Here is a 15879-nt window from a genome sequence, read left to right as displayed (position 1 = left end):
ACCGTGCCGCACGCGCTGCTGGTCTCCGGCTCGCTCGGCCAGGGCCACGACGTGATGGCCCGGGCCTGCGCCGACTCCCTGGAGGCCCGCGGCTGGACGACCGGCACGGTCGACGCGATGGCCCTGCTCGGGCAGCGCGCCGGCACCGCCGGGGAGGCGGTGTTCCGGCGGCTGCTCGGCCTGCCCGGCGTCTACGACGCGTTCCACTTCTCGGCGCTGCGCCCCGGCGCCCGGATCGCCCTGCTCGCCGACGCGGCGGCGCGGCGGCGGCTGCTGCCGGCCCTGCGGGCGCTGATCGGGGAACAGCGCCCGGAGCTGGTGGTGTCGGTCTTCGCCACCGCCACCTCGGCGGTCAACCGGCTGCGGGACGGGCCGCGGCCCTTCCGTCACCTCGTCCTGTGCACGGACGTCACCCCGCACCGGCTCTGGGTGCAGGAGGAGACCGACCTCTTCCTGGTCACCTCCGAGGTCGCCGCCTGCGGCGTGCGCCGCTACCGCCCCGACGCCCCGGTGGCCGTCCTGCCCGCACCACTGCGCGCCCCCTTCTACCGCCCGCCCTCGCGCGCCGGGGCGCGGGCGGAGCTGGGGGTGCCGGCGGAGGCGCGGTGCGTGCTGCTGATGTCCGGAGCGTGGGGCCTCGGCCCGCTCGCCCGGACCGCCGCCGCCCTCGCCGACGCCGGCCCGCACGTCCTCGCCGTCGCCGGGAGCAACACCGAACTGGAGCGCCGCCTGCGCCGCGCCGCCGCGCACCGGCCGCGGCTGCACCCCTTCGGCTGGACCGACCAGGTGCCCGCGCTGATGTCCGCCGCCGACCTGGTGGTGACCACCTCCGGCGACACCTGCAGCGAGGCCCGCGCCCTCGGCCGCCGCCTGCTCCTGCTCGACATCGTCCAGGGCCACGGCCGCGACAACCTCCAGCACGAGCTGGAACTCGGCCACGCCGACGTCGTCTCCGCCCGCCCGCCCGACATCGTCCGCTCCACCCTCGCCGCCCTCGACCGCCCCGCCCCGGCCCCGGCCCCCTCCGCCACCCCGGACGGCTGGCGCACGGGGATCGCGGCGGCGCTGGAACGCGTCGGCCTGGCCTGACCGCGTCCCCGGGCCCACCCACGCCGGACCGCTGCGCGCGGACCACCCGCCGGATCCGGCGGGGCGTCGCCGGCCGGACGTCCGGGTGCAGGTCCGTCCCGTCCAGGCAGTCGCCCCGTCCGGCGTTCCACCGGGCCCGCCACTCGGCTCCCACGTCCACGCCCGGCCGGAGGATCCGAATCGCGTCGGCGGTGTCCCGCCCCTCGGCCGCCATCATGCCGACCAGGGCCGAGAGGATGTGCCGCGGACCGCCCAGCCACGTCGCCCAGTCCGCCCAGTACCGGGTATCGCTGGTCAGGGTCTCGCCAAACGGCCATGGGCCCGAAGCCCATCGGGGCCTCTTCCGAGCCACGATCGACGGATCAGTCCGGGCATCTCGCCGAACTGCCGTGCGAAGCAGGGCCGGAGTCCGATACCGTGCACGAAGGAGTGCCGGGAAGCCTGGTCGGCGAACAAGGGACAGTTGTGTCCGCAGGCCGGTCCGGGGGTGATGTGCGTGGCACTCGACGCGAGGTCCGCCGACGCACCGCCACCCGAGCCGCGACCGCGGATCCGCCGCCCTTCACACCGGCCCCGGCCCTCTCAGGTTTTGCGCACTGCCCACCGGACTTCAGCGGACCTCGGGCAGATTCCGATCACTGCGACACCGTCCGGCGTTCCGGCCGCCCGGTGCCGTCCGACCCCGGAAGGGGCGGGGCGGCACGCCCCGGCGACGGCGTCCCGGGAGCCCCGACCGCGCACCGGACCGGGGGGAGAACCGTCATGACCCACCGTCCCTCACCATGGACCCGCACCGGCGGCGCGCTGCTCACCGCGGCGGCGCTGGCCCCGGCGGCGGCCGCCTGGTACGTGTTCGCCGCCATGCTGCCGGATGACGCCGAGCGGTACCGCTCCTACACGGCCGCCGCGGCCTGCCCGGCCGGGAGCCCGGGCGCGGCGCGCGAGGAGTGCGTGCGCAGCGTGCCGTTCAGCGTCACCGGCACGGTCGTCCGGCACGCGGGCAAGAGCTCCGAGTTCCGGGCGACGCTGGACGGCGCACCGCTCTGGAGCGGCGAGGTGCGCTTCGGCAACGCCGGGCCGCTCCTGGACGACCTGAAGCCCGGCGACCGGGTCGACGGCACGGTGTGGCGCGGCCGGGTGATGCGCCTGGAGCGGTCCGGCGTCGCACAGGCCTCCACCGACGAACCCCGCGACGAGGCACAGGTCACCGCCGGGGTCGGCACCTTCGCCGCCCTGCTGGCGGTCCTCACCGCAGCCCTGGGCGCGCTGCGCTTCACCGGCGGCCCCGGCACCGGCGCCGTCACACTCGCGCTCGCCCGGCAGCTCTTCCTCTGGACGCTGCTCACCTGCGCCGTGCCCACGATGCTCGCGTTCTGGGCCGACCTGCCGTGGTGGACGGTCCCGGCCACCGCCGTCCCGGCCACACTGCTCACGGCGGAGGCCGTACGGCGCCGGCACCGGATCACCGACGGGATCCCGGGGGAACGCCAGGAACTCACGGACCGCCGCCTGCCGCTCTGACCTCCCGGAGGCCCGCCCGGCCGCCGCCGACTTGCCGCGGCGGCCGGTTGTGATGCAGGCGGCCGTCGACGCCGAGACGACGAGGTCGGTGAGGCCGTCGCCGACGCTCCCACTCGCCTCACCCCGTACTCGTCCTTCTCAGGCTGCTCGCAGCGAAGGCCCGGCGGCCGTGTGGCCGCCGGGCCGGGATCCAGCCGGACATCAGGTCAGCCGGCGGGGGTGTCGGTGACGTTCTGGATGCCGTGGCTGATGACGCCGTAGAAGGTGGTCCAGCTGCCGTCGGCCTTCTTGTGGGCGGTCCAGATCTGCTGGTAGCCGCCGATGGGCGGCCGATGTCGTGATGGGGACCGGTCCGACGGGTGCCGACGTTACGGTCGGGCCGGTCCGGGTGACGGGCGACGGCCCTGGTCCGGTCGTTCAGCCGGTGACGCGCAGTTCGACGAGGACGGAGCGCTGTCCGCCGGGCAGGCCCTCCCCGACGGGCTGGGCCGTGTTGGGGCCGACGCTCACCAGCTTCTCCTGCCCGGAGGCGACCAGCTTGGCGCTGACCGAGCGGTCCTCGGTCCAGAGCATGTAGACCTCCGGAAGCTCCATCGCGAGGTACCCGCTCGTGCCGGTGACGGTGAAGCAGTAACCGTTCTTGTCGAGACGGGACTCGACGAAGATGTCGTTCGCCGCCTGGCAGGCCGCCACCGTGTTGTTCTCGACGCCCTCCTTCAGCCTGATGTGCCCGTCGCCCTGCTTCAGGGTGATCTTGCGCTCGGTCAGGAGGCGTGCAGCACCGGGGTGCTGGAAGTTCTCGACGGCGAGCGGCGGGGCGGTGTCCTCCGCCGCGGTCGCACTGGGGGTGGGCTCGGCGGTCGCACCGGCGGCGGCCTGCACCGTCGTGCCGGGGGTGGCCTGCGCGGCCGCCAGGGAGGCGATTGCGATACCGGCCGTCAGAGCACTGGCGGCGGCGACCAAAACGGTGTTCCGGAAACGGAAATTACGCAACGCGAGTCCTTCATCGTTGGGGCGGTGTCAGTGGTTCGCCTGGTAACAGCATGCTTGTTTGAGGCGAGTAGAGCATGCGTAAGATATCAGCGACCATCGCCGCCAGGAACTGCCTGAGTCGTACAGAGAACGTCCGGCAAACGGAAGATGACGCCCCATCAGCACCCGCGCGTTTCGGTAGAAATAACTCCCGCATCTGCACCTTTGGCGGCCTTGAGCGAATGCCAATGATTTGTTCGCACACTCACTTATGTCCCATTTGGAGGGATTCACAGTGAACCACCCTTTGCGTTCCTCGGGAGCGCCCGGAGCCGCCGGAGCGAAGCGGCGCCGCACCACGCGCGCAGCCGTCCTACGCCGCGTCTGCGCGGGCCTGCTGCCGGTCGCGCTGACCGTCGGCCTGCTCGGCGCCGCACCGGCCTTCGCCACGGAACCCGACCCCGGACCGACCACGCCCACGGCGGCCGACCGCGGACTTGTCGTGAGCCTGTGGCTGAGCGGCGGCCCCGGCGTCAGCGCCGCGGCCGAGGCCGCGCTGACCGGGTCGGACGAGGACGTCAAGCGGTTCCTCGAGACCGGAGTGGACCTCGAGGCGTACCACGACGACCGTGTCTCCGCCGCCCAGATGATCAGCCTCGGCGGGGCCGGGGTGCGCGAGGCCGCCACCAGGGCGTTGAGGGGCTCCCCCGACGAACTGCGGGCGTTCCTCAAGGACGGCTGGCGGACCCCGCTGGACCAGGACCGCCGCGTGCAGGCCGCACAGCTGATCGCCACCGGCGGCATCAGTGTCAAGGAGCAGGCCACCGCCGCGCTGAAGGGCACGCCCGAGGACGTCAAGGCCTTCCTCGAGCAGGGCCAGTTCGACGCCGAGGAGATAGACAACCGGGTCCGGGCGACGCAGCTCCTGGCCTCCGGCGGCCCGGCGACGAGGGAGGCGGCGAAGGTCGCGCTGCGGGGCACGCCCGCCGACGTCGTCGAGTTCCTGGCGGTCGGACAGTTCGTGGCCCTGGCCCGCGACCAGGAGCGGGCGACGATCTCCCAGCTGGCCGAGCAGGCCCAGGAGGCCGGCCGACAGGCGCAGGTCGCCAAGGACGCCGCCAAGACGGCCTCCGACCGAGCGGTCGACACCTCCCGCCTCGCGAAGGAAGCCGCCGAGACCGCGGCCAGGGAGACCGAGGCCGCCGGCCAGGACCTCGCCCGCGTCAAGGAGGCCGCCGCACGGGCCGCCGACGCCGCCGAGGGTGCGGCCGCGGCCGCCGGCCAGGCGTCCGCCGCAGCCGCGGCCGCCAACCAGGCCTCCCGCACCGCGGCCAGTGCCGCCAGCGCCGCCGCCAGCGCCGCGGGGGGCGCCGCCCTCGCCGCGGCCAACGCGCGCAAGGCCGCCAACGCCGCGGCCTCCGACCGGAACAAGGCCGCCGAGGCGCGCCAGCGGGCCGAAGAAGCCCGCAACGCCGCCGGTGACGCCCAGCGCGCCGCAGACGCCGCGGAAAGCGCGGGCACCGCCTCCCAGGCCGCACGCGAGGCGGCGAACGCCGCGAAGAGCGCCGGCGCGGACGCGAACGCGGCCGCCGGATCCGCGCAGCGGGCCGGCCAGCTGGCGAACGCCGCGGGCGCGAGCGACAAGCGCGCCCAGGCCGCCGCCGACCAGGCGCGCCGCCAGGCCAAGGAGGCCGACCGCGCCGCGACCGCGTCCGCAGCGCTGGCCGACCAGTCCGCCCAGGCCGCCTTCCAGGCCCGCGACGCCGCCCGCTCCGCCGCCACCCACGCCCAGAACGCGGCCACCGCCGCCGACCAGGCCGCCGAGCACGCCGGCGAGTCCGCGACCTCCGCGGCCGAGGCCACCCGCCAGGCCGAAGCCGCCCGCACCGCCGCCGCCACCGCGAGCGCGGCGGTGACCACCGCGGGCAACGTCTACGACCTCGCCCGCAGGACCGAGGCCGAGGACCTCACCGCCCGCACCGCCACCGCCCTCGAGGACGCCCGTGCGCTGAAGGCGGACGACGACGAGGCCATCGGAGACGTCGGCACCTTCCTCTCCGACTGGAAGGCCCGCGACCAGGCGGCAGCCGACCTCGCCACCGAGGCCGCCCGCCCCGACGCCGACCCCAAGACCGTCGCGGCCAAGGGCCGCAAGGCCGCGATCCAGACCATGAGAAGCGGGGGCCCCTGGAGTCAGGAAGCCGCCAAGGGCGCCCTGTCCGGCACCGACCAGACCGTCGTCGACTGGGTGCGCACCGGACGGCACAAGGCCGAACTGGACGACATGCGCCAGCGCGTGCAGGAGATCGCCCAGGACAGCCCCGACGAAGCCGTACGCACCGCCGCCGCCACCGCGCTGAAGGGCACCCCTCAGCAGATCGAGGCCTTCTTCATCACCGGACAGTACGAGGCCGCGATCACCGACAACCGCATCCGCGCGGCCCAGGCGATCGCCACCGGCGGCATCAGCGTCAAGGAGGCCGGCGAGAAGGCCCTGCGCGACGGCTCCCCCAAGGCCGTCGGCGCGTTCCTGATGATGGGCCAGTACACCGCCCGCCAGATCGACGAACGCGTCCAGGCCGCCCAGCTGCTCGCCACCGGCGGGCCGGAGGTCCAGTCCGCGGCCAAGCTCGCCCTCGCGGGGCCGCCCGAGCTCGTCACCTCGCTCCTGCAGGCCGGCCAGTACATGGCCGATCGCAAGGACCAGCTCGCCGCCACCCACACCGCCCAGATGCGCCGCCTCATCGCCGAGGCCGCCCAGACCGCGGCCACGGCCCAACAGGACGCCTGGGAGGCCACCGCCGCAGCCGCCACCGCCAACAACGCCGCAGCCGAAGCCGCGGCGGCCAGCAACCAGGCCCGCGGCTACGCCGACCAGGCCGGCCAGTACGCCGCCGACGCCAAGGCGTCCGCCCAGGACGCCCAAGCCTCCGCCACCCGCGCCGGCCAGTCCGCCACCACCGCCCGCACCGCCGCCAAGACCGCCGGCAACGACGCCGCCAAGGCCACCGCCTCCGCGGTCCGCGCGCGGGCCTCCGCCGCCCAGGCAGGATTGTCGGCCAAGGCGGCCCGCAGTGCCGCGGACAGCGCCTACGCCTCCGCGCGCGCGGCCGGCAAGGACGCCACCCAGGCCCAGCAGGCCGCCGACGAAGCCTGGGCCATCACCGCAGAGAAGCAAAGCCAAGAACGCCAAGCCGCACTGGCCGCCGAAGACGCACGGATCCAGGCCGACGCCAAGCAACTCGCCGATGAATTCCAGAAGGAGCTCAACGAGGAAATCACGAGGATCGCCAAGGAAGTGAGCTTCCGCGTCACTATGGAACATGCCGCCAGCCGTTACGGCGGATGCCGCTCCTACCTTCCCAAGCCGATCGATGTCACCCTGTACTGCGCGGACAAGAACAAGCAGGAGCAGGACGAGGCATCGCGCATCATTGGCTCGGTCCTCGGATCGCTCTACATCTACCGGGACGAGCTGCAGCTTGTCACAACCGTCACCAAGTCCCTGCTGGGCTTCGACTCCGCCGAAGAGTGCATCAGGCAGAAGAACGCCGCCTCCTGCGTCGAACTCGCGGCCGGGCTCTTCCCTGCCGGAAAGGCAGCGAAGCTTGCCTCGCTTCTGAAGAAGGCCAAAACCGTCGAGGACGCGGCGAAGGCTTCGCGCCTCAGCCGAGCGGCCATGGAGTGCATCCTGCCGGCGCACAGCTTCCCGGCCGGCACCCCCGTCCTCATGGCAGACGGCTCGACCCTCCCGATCGAGCGAGTCCGCGTCGGCGACTACGTACTGGCGACCGGCACCGAGTCCGGTGACACCGGGCCCCACCGCGTCGACGCCACCATCTACACACCCGACGACCGCGACTTCGTCGACCTCACGATCGAATCGGCGAACGGTGCCACCGGCACGATCACCTCGACAGGCACACACCCGTTCTGGGCAGAGAACCAGCACGCCTGGCAGAAGGCGGCAGACCTCACCACCGCCGACACCCTGCGGACAGCCAACGGCCAAGCCGCAAAGATCACCGACACCGGGCAATCGACGGATGTCCGTCCCGCGTACGACCTCACGGTCGCAACCGCCCATACGTACTACGCACTCGCCGGCCCTACGCCGGTCCTGGTGCACAATGTAACCTGCAGCTTCATTCCCGGGCCGATTCCAGACCCCATCGCCATCAACCGCGGCTCACTGAAGAAGCTCTCGGAGAAACAGCTCGAGAAGGCTCTTGAGAGCATTGGCGAGGGCGTCCACGAATTCAAGGAATACTGGGTGGCGGACATAGCCAGATTTGACGCAATGCGCGATGCAGAAAGCAGGATCATCCTCGTCAGCAAGAACGGAGAAATTCTGGTTCCAACAAACTATAAGTACGTTCCATGAGTGCATTTCGCATGTACCTCAGAGTGATCAGCTCGACTCTCCAGCCGGAGGAAATCTCCGAACGGCTCGGCACCGACCCTGACGAGTCGACGTCGATCGGAAGCCGCCGACGCCCCGAATCACCCCCGCGGCCTTTTGCGACATGGATCCGCCACGCAAAGGCGGCAGGCCCTGGCGAAAGGCCGGAGGACCTCGAGCCGGCGGTCTTGGCCTGGGGTCTGGAATTTGCCGGAGCCTTGGGGCGGCTTGTCGAATCCGGCGACGCCTCCGCATCCTTGGAGATAGTTCAGCAGATTCGAGACATCGACAACAGGCAAGAGAAGGGAATATTTCTCGGAGTCGACCTGATGGCCTGGCTGGGAACTGCAAAGGCGTCGCTCGACATCGATCAGTACATCTACCACGAGTGCGGCGATGGACTAGGCTAGAAGATCTGCAGCCCGATCCAGAATTCTGCGAAGGCCCCGCCGACCGACGTCGGCGGGGCCTTCGTGTGGCGTCGGCGAAGCGGTGGATTCCCCAGCGACTCCGTACGCGACCGGCGGGGCCTGGAGCGCGCCCGCAGCCGCTCGGGGAACGGCCGCTCGCCGGCGCGGCCTGACGGTAGATTCGGTTCGCCTCCGCCCCATCGACGGATCCAGAGGTCACACTCGTGAACATCCGTAAGACGCATGGCGCCCTGCTGAGCCGGCTGCTTCCTGACGACGAACCGGACGCTCTCACCGTGCGACAGGGGCAGTTCCACAACGTGGTCCTTGGTGCGGACCGCGTCGTGTGCCTGCCTCGCACCCGGGCGGCCGCGGCCCGGCTGCCCGAGCGGGTGGCCGCACTACAGGTGCTCGCCGGGCTCGACCTCGGGTTCCGCACGCCCGAACCGCTGTTCCAGGGCGGAGACCACGGCGCCGACGAGGTGCCGTTCCTGGTCCTCACCCGCATCCCCGGGGAACCGCTCCGAGCCGACGCGCTCAACGATCCCCGGGTGGCCGGCACCGTGGCGGCGCAGTACGCGACGCTGGTGGGCGGTCTGGCCCGTGCCGGCACCGACGCGACGGTACGAGCAGTGCTGCCCCAGGCGCCGCCGGACCAGTGGGGACGCTTCGCGCAGAGCGTGCGCGCGGAGCTGTTCCGGCTCATGTCCGACAGCGGGCGCCTACGGGCCGAGCGGGAGCTCGCAGCGCTCGACGGCCTTCCCCACCTCACCCGGGCGGTGGTGCATGGCGACCTCGGTGCCGAGAACGTCCTGTGGGAGTGGACGGACGGCCTGCCCCACCTCGCCGGAGTACTCGACTGGGACGAGGTCGCGCTCGGCGACCCGGCCGAGGACCTCGCAGCCATCGGTGCCGGCTACGGCGTCGAGCTCCTGGAACGGGTGCTCGCCCTGGGCGGCTTGCCGAACCACGGACTCACCACCCGCATTGCGGCGATCCGCGGCACGTTCGCGCTCCAACAAGCCCTCTACGCCATCCGCGACGGAGACCAGGAAGAACTCGCGGACGGCCTGGCCGACTACCGCTGAGGCGCACCGGCGCAGCCGCTTCATCGAGAACGTCGGTCGGCATCAACCCGGCCCCGGACACCGGAGGACCGGCACCAGGTCGGCGGGCGGGACACGGGTCCGCCTGCCGGGCGGCGCCGAACCGCCGTGAGGCCCCCCGGGCGGCTCAGCCGTTCCGGCGCAGGTGATGGGCGCCGGCCTGCCAGTCGCGCGGCGACATGCCGTAGGCCGCGCGGAAGGCACGCGTGAAGTGGCTGGAGTTGGCGAAGCCCCAGCGTCGGGCGATCCCTGCCACCCCGAGCTCCCCGGCCATCGGCCGCAGCAGGTCCCGCCTGCAGCGCTCGAGCCGCTGGGTCCGGATCCACCCGCTGACCGTCGTGCCCTCCAGGTGGAACAGCTTGTGGAGGTAGCGCACCGAAATGTAGTTCGCGTCCGCGATCGTGGACGGCGACAGGTCCGGGTCGCGCAGGTTGCGCAGGGCGTAGTCCTTGACCCGCTCGAAGGCTGCCGCCGGCCGCAGGCCCTGCGGCCGGGCGCGCCCGGTCCGGTCGTCGACGAACAGGGCCAGCAGGTCGAGTGCGGTGGCCGCGGCCCGGCGCCCGACGGCCTCGTCCAGTTCCGCCGCCTTGTGCGCCATCCCCGACAGGTAGTTCGTCAGCAGCGCGGCACTGCCCCCGGAGCCGCTGAACGCCGTGGCGGTGAGTTCCCGCAGGTCCTTCTCCGGCACGTCCAGTTCGGCGCGGGGGAAGTGGAAGGAGGTGAAGGCGAACTCCTCCTCCATTCTCTTCCGGAAGATCCGGGAGGTGTCGGTGATGGAGAACTCGCCGGGCCGGATGAGCGTCTCCCGGCCGTCCTGCTCCTTGAGGGCGGTGCCCCGTTCGTGGAGGCTGAGGACGAGCGTCGGTGAGTCGCCGTCGGCCAGGTGCCTGCTGCGGGTCACCGCCTGGGGCCCGGCCTGGACCCTGGAGGTCTGCAGGCAGCCCAGCCGGTGTCCGACGATCTCCCCGGGCGAGGGCACCTCCTCCAGGAAGTCCACGGTCATCGGTACGAAGGTGTGGGACACGGCGTCCTGCCAGCTCTCCGCCCGGTCGGAGGCGGGCAGCGAGGCGGTGGAGAGGCGGACGGGCACCGGGATCTCCTCGGGTCGACGGGTCATCGGGACACCGGGCCCCGGGTGTCGTGCGGGTCGGACGGCTCGGTGTCGGCGCGGGTGTCGCGCCACTGGCTCGGTGAGATGCCGTACGAGGCGCGGAAGAGCCGGCTGAAGTGGGCCGGATCGGTGAAGCCCCACCGCTGGGCCACGCCGGACACCGTGCTGTCGCCGTTGTCCTTGCGGGTGAGGTCCTCGGCACTCGCCCGGAGCCGGCGGCGCTGGATCAGGCGGCTGACGGTGGCCCCCTCCCCCTCGAAGAGCTTGTGGAGGGAGCGGACGGACATGCCGTGCGCGGCGGCGATCGTCCGCGGTCCGAGCTCCGGATCCGTGAGGTGCCGGTCCATGTAGGCGTGGATCTCCCGGATCCGGGTGTGCCGGGGGTCCTCCGCGGCCGGCGCGTCACGGGCGGCCTGCTCGGTGACGAGGGTGGCCACCAGGTCGGCGAAGTTGCACGCCAGTCGACCGGCGACGGTCCCCGGGCAGTCCTCGGCCGTCTCGACCAGGGTCAGCAGGCACTGTTTGACCACGGCTGCCACCGGGCCGCCGGCGTCGGCCACGGTGGCCGTCACCCGCTCCAGCTGCTCGTCGTGCACGGGGAAGGCGCGGCGGGGAAGCAGGCACACCCTGACGTCCACGCCGTCCGGGTAGTCGACCGCATGGGGGCTCTCCGTGTACCAGAAGGAGACCGCTCCCGCGGGGACCTCGACCGTCCGGCCGTTCTGTTGCACCACGGCACCGGTGGCCCCCATGACGGCGACCACGAAGAACCCCCCGGCCTGCCTGGTGCCACGGGCGATCTCCCGCAGACCGCGGGTGTAGCGGCGCGGGCCGGCCTGGGTCGTGATGAAGAGCAGGTGCCCCAACTGCCGGGTCGTCATCCGGCCCGGGTCCGACGGATCCCCGTACGAGGCGACCGTCACGGGCATCGCGGCGATGGAGACGGCCCGGCTCCGGCGACGACCGGTGCGGTCCTCCTCGGACCCGGCCGGGTCGGTCACCGATGTCATGGGTCCTCTCCCTCCGGTCGGTACGGCATCCAGCATGGCCCACGGGATGACTTACGTCGGCGGCCGGATGACTGTGAAGCGACTGCGGGTGGTGTGTCGCCGGACACATGACTCTCAGCGCAGCCCGACCGTGCAATGCGTGCATCTAGACTGCAACGGTCCAGGTCAGAGCACTGGCGCAGACGCAGAGGATCGGATGTCAGGCACCACACTGTTCGGCCGGGGCGAGGAGCTGGCGGCCGTCGACGCACTGGTCGACGCCCTGCCCGGGCGTGGCGACGCGCTCCTGGTCCACGGGGCCCCGGGGATCGGCAGGTCCGCCCTCCTGGACCACGCCGCGGCCCGGGCCCGCGCCTGCGGGTTCACCGTCCTCAGGGCCTCGGGCGTCCGGGCCGAGAGCGATCTGCCGTTCGCGGGGCTGCACCAGCTGACCCACGGCGTGACGGACCTCATCGCACGCCTCCCCACCCCCCAGGCGCAGGCGCTGCTGCGGGCCTTCGGCATGGCGGAGCCGTCCCCCGGCGCCTCCGGGCCCCAGCTCTTCGTGCTCTCCCTGGCCACCCTCGGCCTGCTCGGCGAGGTGGCCGCCGAAGCCCCGGTCCTGGTGGTCGTGGACGACGCCCAGTGGCTGGACACGCCGACCCTGGACGTCCTCGCGTTCGTCGCACGCCGCGTCGGCGCCGAACCCATCGGCCTGCTCGTCGCCCTGGGTGAGGACCGTACGGCGTGGCGGGGCGCCCACGACCTCCGCGAGCTGCACCTCAGGCCCTTGGAGCCGAGCGCGGCCGACGCCCTGCTGACCGCCCGCAGCCCCGGTCTCGCCCCGGGGACGCGCCACCGGGTGGCGCAGATGTCGGCCGGCAATCCCCTCGCGCTGACCGAGCTGCCCGCCGCCCTGCGGGCGGAGGGGGCACCCCGGGAGTCCGTGCTGTCGCCCCGGCTCCCCCTCACCGCACGGCTGGAGCGGGCCTTCTCCTCGCGGTCGGCCGGCCTTCCGTCCGAGACCCACCTCGCGCTGCTGATCGCGGCGACCGCCGACGACGGCGGGCTGACCGAGGTCCTCGCCGCCGCTTCGGCACTGACGGGCACCGAGGTGTCGGCACGTTCCCTGGAGCCCGCCCTCGCCGCGGGTCTGGTGCGCGTCGACGGGTTCCGGATCGACTTCACCCACCCGCTGGTGCGCTCCGCCGTCCTGGGCTCGGCCTCGCTCGCGGACCGTCTCGCCGCCCACGGCGCGCTCGCCCGCACCCTCCAGGGACAGCCCGACCGGCAGGCGTGGCACCGCGCCGCGGCCGGTGGCCGTCCTGACGAGGCCGTGGCGCGGCAACTGGACCAGGCGGCTGTCAGCGCGAGGGAGAGCGGCGCTCCGGCAGAGGCCCTGACCGCGCTGGAACGTGCCGTCGCGCTGAGCCGGGTTCCCTCGGGCAACGTGGCCCGCCTCCTCGACGCGGCGGAACTGCGCTTCGAACTCGGTCAGGCGGACCGCGTGTCGGCCCTGCTGCAGCAGGTCGAGTCGCTGGGCCCCGACCTGTTGGCGCGCGCCCGGGTGGTCCTGCTGCGCGACTGGCTGGAGTCGGAGTCCGACACCAGCACGTCCCGGATCCACCTGCTGATCGCCACGGCCGAGCAGGCCGCCGGGGCCGGCGACCCCGAACTCGCGCTGCGGCTGCTGCGCGCGGCCGCGCGGCGGTGCTGGTGGGCGGACCCGGAACCGGAACTGCGGGAGCGCATCGTGACGGCCGCCGAGCGGCTGCCGGTCCCGGAACTCCACCCGGACCTGGTGTGCACGCTGGCGGCGGCCGCCCCGGTGGAGGCGTCGGCGACGGTGATCGACCGGCTGCGGCGCCTCGAACGCGAGGGCGGGTACGACGTCGTGGCCGCCGCCACCCTGGCCAATGCGGCCATCATGCTGAACGCGTACGACCAGGTCACCGGATTCGTGCGCCACGCGGCGGACGGGCTGCGCCGGCAGGGGCGTCAGGCCCTGCTGGCCCAGAGCCTGGTGTTCCTCGCCCTCGCCACCGTGCACACCGTCGACTGGGAGAGCGGACTCCCGGCGGCGGCCGAGGCGGCACGGCTGGCCGAGGAGAACGGGCAACCGCGCTGGCTGACCGGTGCGCGGGTGGCGAAGGCGCAGTTCGCCGCACTGCGCGGAGACCTGGACACCGCGCTGGTCGCGATCGGCGAGGCGGAGGGCCAGGGGCTGACCGTGGTCGACCCCTCCAAGCTCGCGTACATCCAGATCACGCGCGGCCTCATCGCCCTTGCCGCGGGCCATCCCGGCGAGGCGTTCTCCTGCGTCTGGCGGGTCTTCGACCCGGCCGATCCCTCCTACCACCCGTTCATGCAGACCATGGCCATCACGGAGTTGGCCGAGGCCGCCACCGGCGATGAGCAGCGGGCCCTGGCGCGCAGCGCCCTGCAACAGCTCGTCGCATCCGGCGGGACGAGCGAGGTCCAGATGATCCGGGTGAACCTGGGGTTCGCCCGGGCGCTGCTCGCCGACGACGAGCACGCCGAGGAGCACTTCCGGTCGGCGCTCGCCCTGGACATGTCGCGTGCGCCCTTCGTCCGCGCCCGGCTCATGCTCGCCTACGGCACCTGGCTCCGGCGGCGGCGCCGGGTGATGGAGGCCCGCACTCCGCTGCGGACCGCCCGGGAGTCCTTCGCGGCCATGGGTGTGGAGCCCTGGCGCGAGCGGGCGGCCCAGGAGCTCCGCGCGGCCGGCGAGGGCAGCAGGAGCCAGGGCCGCCCCGACCGGGACCTGCTCACGCCGCAGGAGGTCCAGATCGCCCGGCTGGCGGCCCGGGGGCTCTCCAACAAGGAGATCGGCCGACAGCTGCACCTGTCGCCCCGGACGATCGGCACGCACCTGTACCGGATCTTCCCGAAGCTCGGGATCACCTCCCGCAGCCAGCTGGGCGAGAAGCCGGGCACGGACTGAGGGCGCCCCGGGCCACGGACGAGCTTCCCGGCTGCTTCCGGTTCACCGGAGCGCAGCGGGTGAGTGTGTGTTCGGTGACGCCTGCCCTGCTCGACCTACATCCGCGAGGTGTCGCTGCGGGACGTCCCGATTCTCAACGACCTCCGGGTGTCGAACGCGGCCCTCCCGGAGCGGATCATGCAGATCCTCCCGGAGGAGGCACAGCTGCTGGCGCTGCTGGTACGCCTCACCCTGGCAACAACGGGTGCTGGAGACCGGGACGTTCACCGGCTACAGCACGCTCTGCATGGCGCGGGCGCTGCCTGCGGGCGGGCGGGTCGTGACGTGCGACATCAGCGAGGAGTGGACGGACACGGCCCGGCGGTTCTGGCACGGCGCCGAGGTGGAGGGCCGGATCGACCTGCGACTGGGGGACGCGCGGGAACTGGTCCGGGGCTTCGAGGCGGACAGCTTCGACATGGCGATGCTGCCGATGGCCGACGGCGTCGCCCTCGCGCTCAAGCGCTGAACCCGCCCCCTGAACCGGACGCGCTCCGCCCCGGCGCCGCACCGCCCGTCGCGGCGGGCACCCGGCACCCGGCACCCGGCACCGACCCCTATCCTGCCCGGCCGTCCGGATCGACACTGGGCCGATCCGGACGGAAACCCGAAAGGAACCCGATGCGATGTCCCGCTCCGTGGTCCTCATGACAGCGCCGGCACGGATCCCCGCGCTGCTGGAGACCGATGTCCTGGTGGTGGGGGCCGGGCCGGCCGGCGGCGCGGCCGCGCCGGCCCTGGCCGAACTGGGGGTGCGCCCACACCGTGATCACCGAACGGCGCTGCACCGCCGACACCCCGCGCGCCCACGTCGTCAGCCAGCGGACGCTGGAGGTCCTGCGCGACCCGGGCGTCGAGGCGGAGGTCCGCGCGGCGGCGGTCCCGCTGGGCTCGCTGCCGGACGCCGTGTACCGCACGTCGTTGGCCGGGGAGGAACTGGGAAGGGTGCGGACCTGGGGCAGCCACCCCGAGCACGCCGCCGACTACCGGACCGCCGGCCGGCTCGGCATCGAGATCGCGACGTCCACGATCGGCCCCGGCCACCCGTACCAGGACCCCTACGGCGACTGGGCGCGGCTGTGCGGCACCGCGGAGGACGGCTGCGTCCTGGTACGGCCCGACACCCACGTCGCCTTCCGCTCCCCCGCCCTGCCGGCCGACCCCGCCGACGCGCTCACCCGGGCCCTGGCCGCCGTCCTGTCCCGCCCCGTCCTGTCCCGCCCCGGCCTGTGACCCCCGCCCAGCCGCCCCCACGGCCCGGCCCTTCCTCGCCAC

11 protein-coding genes are annotated in these 15879 nt (G+C 73.3%); 8 read left to right on the top strand and 3 right to left on the bottom strand.

Annotation, left to right across the window (positions count from 1 at the left end; translation table 11 throughout):
- The first annotated feature begins 3 nt into the window (after positions 1-3).
- Positions 4-1089, top strand: coding sequence for a hypothetical protein (locus tag ACFVFS_RS07065; protein WP_380621032.1), 1086 nt, complete (start codon positions 4-6; stop codon positions 1087-1089).
- Positions 1090-1851: 762 nt separating this feature from the next.
- Entirely contained in the window at positions 1852-2610 is a 759-nt protein-coding gene (locus tag ACFVFS_RS07060) for a hypothetical protein (protein ID WP_380621030.1), read from the top strand.
- Positions 2611-3027: 417 nt separating this feature from the next.
- Here ACFVFS_RS07060 and ACFVFS_RS07055 read toward each other — a convergent pair whose 3' ends face one another.
- Positions 3028-3603 carry a hypothetical protein gene (locus ACFVFS_RS07055; protein ID WP_380621028.1) on the bottom strand — a complete coding sequence of 192 codons (576 nt, stop codon included), beginning with the start codon at positions 3601-3603 and terminating at the stop codon, positions 3028-3030.
- 250 nt (positions 3604-3853) lie between these two features.
- Between ACFVFS_RS07055 and ACFVFS_RS07050 the strand changes: the two genes are divergently transcribed.
- The 3 genes from ACFVFS_RS07050 (at position 3854) to vph (ending at position 9482) form a co-directional block, all read left to right on the top strand.
- Positions 3854-7966: a polymorphic toxin-type HINT domain-containing protein gene (locus tag ACFVFS_RS07050; RefSeq protein WP_380621026.1), complete on the top strand. Its 4113-nt coding sequence runs from the start codon at positions 3854-3856 to the stop codon at positions 7964-7966.
- 11 nt (positions 7967-7977) lie between these two features.
- A complete protein-coding gene (locus ACFVFS_RS07045; RefSeq protein WP_380621024.1) occupies positions 7978-8394 on the top strand; it encodes a DUF4279 domain-containing protein in 417 nt (138 codons plus the stop codon).
- Positions 8395-8618: 224 nt separating this feature from the next.
- The gene (vph, locus tag ACFVFS_RS07040; RefSeq protein WP_380621022.1) at positions 8619-9482 is read left to right on the top strand and encodes a viomycin phosphotransferase; all 864 of its coding nucleotides are present in this window, start codon (positions 8619-8621) and stop codon (positions 9480-9482) included.
- A 145-nt stretch (positions 9483-9627) separates the two neighbouring features.
- On the opposite strand, the gene ACFVFS_RS07035 is transcribed toward vph, so the two are convergent.
- Positions 9628-10617 (bottom strand): helix-turn-helix domain-containing protein, encoded by a 990-nt coding sequence (locus tag ACFVFS_RS07035; RefSeq protein WP_380621020.1) that lies wholly within the window; start codon positions 10615-10617, stop codon positions 9628-9630.
- Positions 10614-11621, bottom strand: coding sequence for a helix-turn-helix domain-containing protein (locus ACFVFS_RS07030; RefSeq protein WP_380621018.1), 1008 nt, complete (start codon positions 11619-11621; stop codon positions 10614-10616). Before ACFVFS_RS07030 ends, ACFVFS_RS07035 begins: the two co-directional genes overlap by 4 nt.
- A gap of 196 nt (positions 11622-11817) precedes the next feature.
- Between ACFVFS_RS07030 and ACFVFS_RS07025 the strand changes: the two genes are divergently transcribed.
- The 3 genes from ACFVFS_RS07025 (at position 11818) to ACFVFS_RS07015 (ending at position 15837) form a co-directional block, all read left to right on the top strand.
- Positions 11818-14565, top strand: a complete 2748-nt coding sequence (locus ACFVFS_RS07025; protein ID WP_380621016.1) for an AAA family ATPase — start codon at positions 11818-11820, stop codon at positions 14563-14565.
- A gap of 244 nt (positions 14566-14809) precedes the next feature.
- Entirely contained in the window at positions 14810-15073 is a 264-nt protein-coding gene (locus ACFVFS_RS07020) for an O-methyltransferase (RefSeq protein WP_380621014.1), read from the top strand.
- Positions 15074-15291: 218 nt separating this feature from the next.
- Positions 15292-15837: an FAD-dependent monooxygenase gene (locus ACFVFS_RS07015; RefSeq protein ID WP_380621012.1), complete on the top strand. Its 546-nt coding sequence runs from the start codon at positions 15292-15294 to the stop codon at positions 15835-15837.
- The last annotated feature ends 42 nt before the right edge of the window (positions 15838-15879 follow it).

The organism is Kitasatospora sp. NPDC057692 (genome assembly GCF_042799475.1).
Classification (GTDB): Bacteria; Actinomycetota; Actinomycetes; order Streptomycetales; family Streptomycetaceae; genus Kitasatospora.
The sequence above is the reverse complement of the archived record's forward strand: the minus strand, read 5'-3'. Positions and strand labels throughout refer to the sequence as shown.

Bases quoted from the DNA above. Each gene is read 5' to 3' on its own strand.
- ACFVFS_RS07025 (WP_380621016.1), top strand. From the start codon at position 11,818: ATGTCAGGCACCACACTGTTCGGCCGGGGCGAGGAGCTGGCGGCCGTC.
- ACFVFS_RS07015 (WP_380621012.1), top strand. From the start codon at position 15,292: ATGTCCTGGTGGTGGGGGCCGGGCCGGCCGGCGGCGCGGCCGCGCCGG.
- ACFVFS_RS07045 (WP_380621024.1), top strand. From the start codon at position 7,978: ATGTACCTCAGAGTGATCAGCTCGACTCTCCAGCCGGAGGAAATCTCC.
- ACFVFS_RS07050 (WP_380621026.1), top strand. From the start codon at position 3,854: ATGTCCCATTTGGAGGGATTCACAGTGAACCACCCTTTGCGTTCCTCG.
- ACFVFS_RS07060 (WP_380621030.1), top strand. From the start codon at position 1,852: ATGACCCACCGTCCCTCACCATGGACCCGCACCGGCGGCGCGCTGCTC.
- ACFVFS_RS07030 (WP_380621018.1), bottom strand. From the start codon at position 11,621: ATGACATCGGTGACCGACCCGGCCGGGTCCGAGGAGGACCGCACCGGT.
- ACFVFS_RS07035 (WP_380621020.1), bottom strand. From the start codon at position 10,617: ATGACCCGTCGACCCGAGGAGATCCCGGTGCCCGTCCGCCTCTCCACC.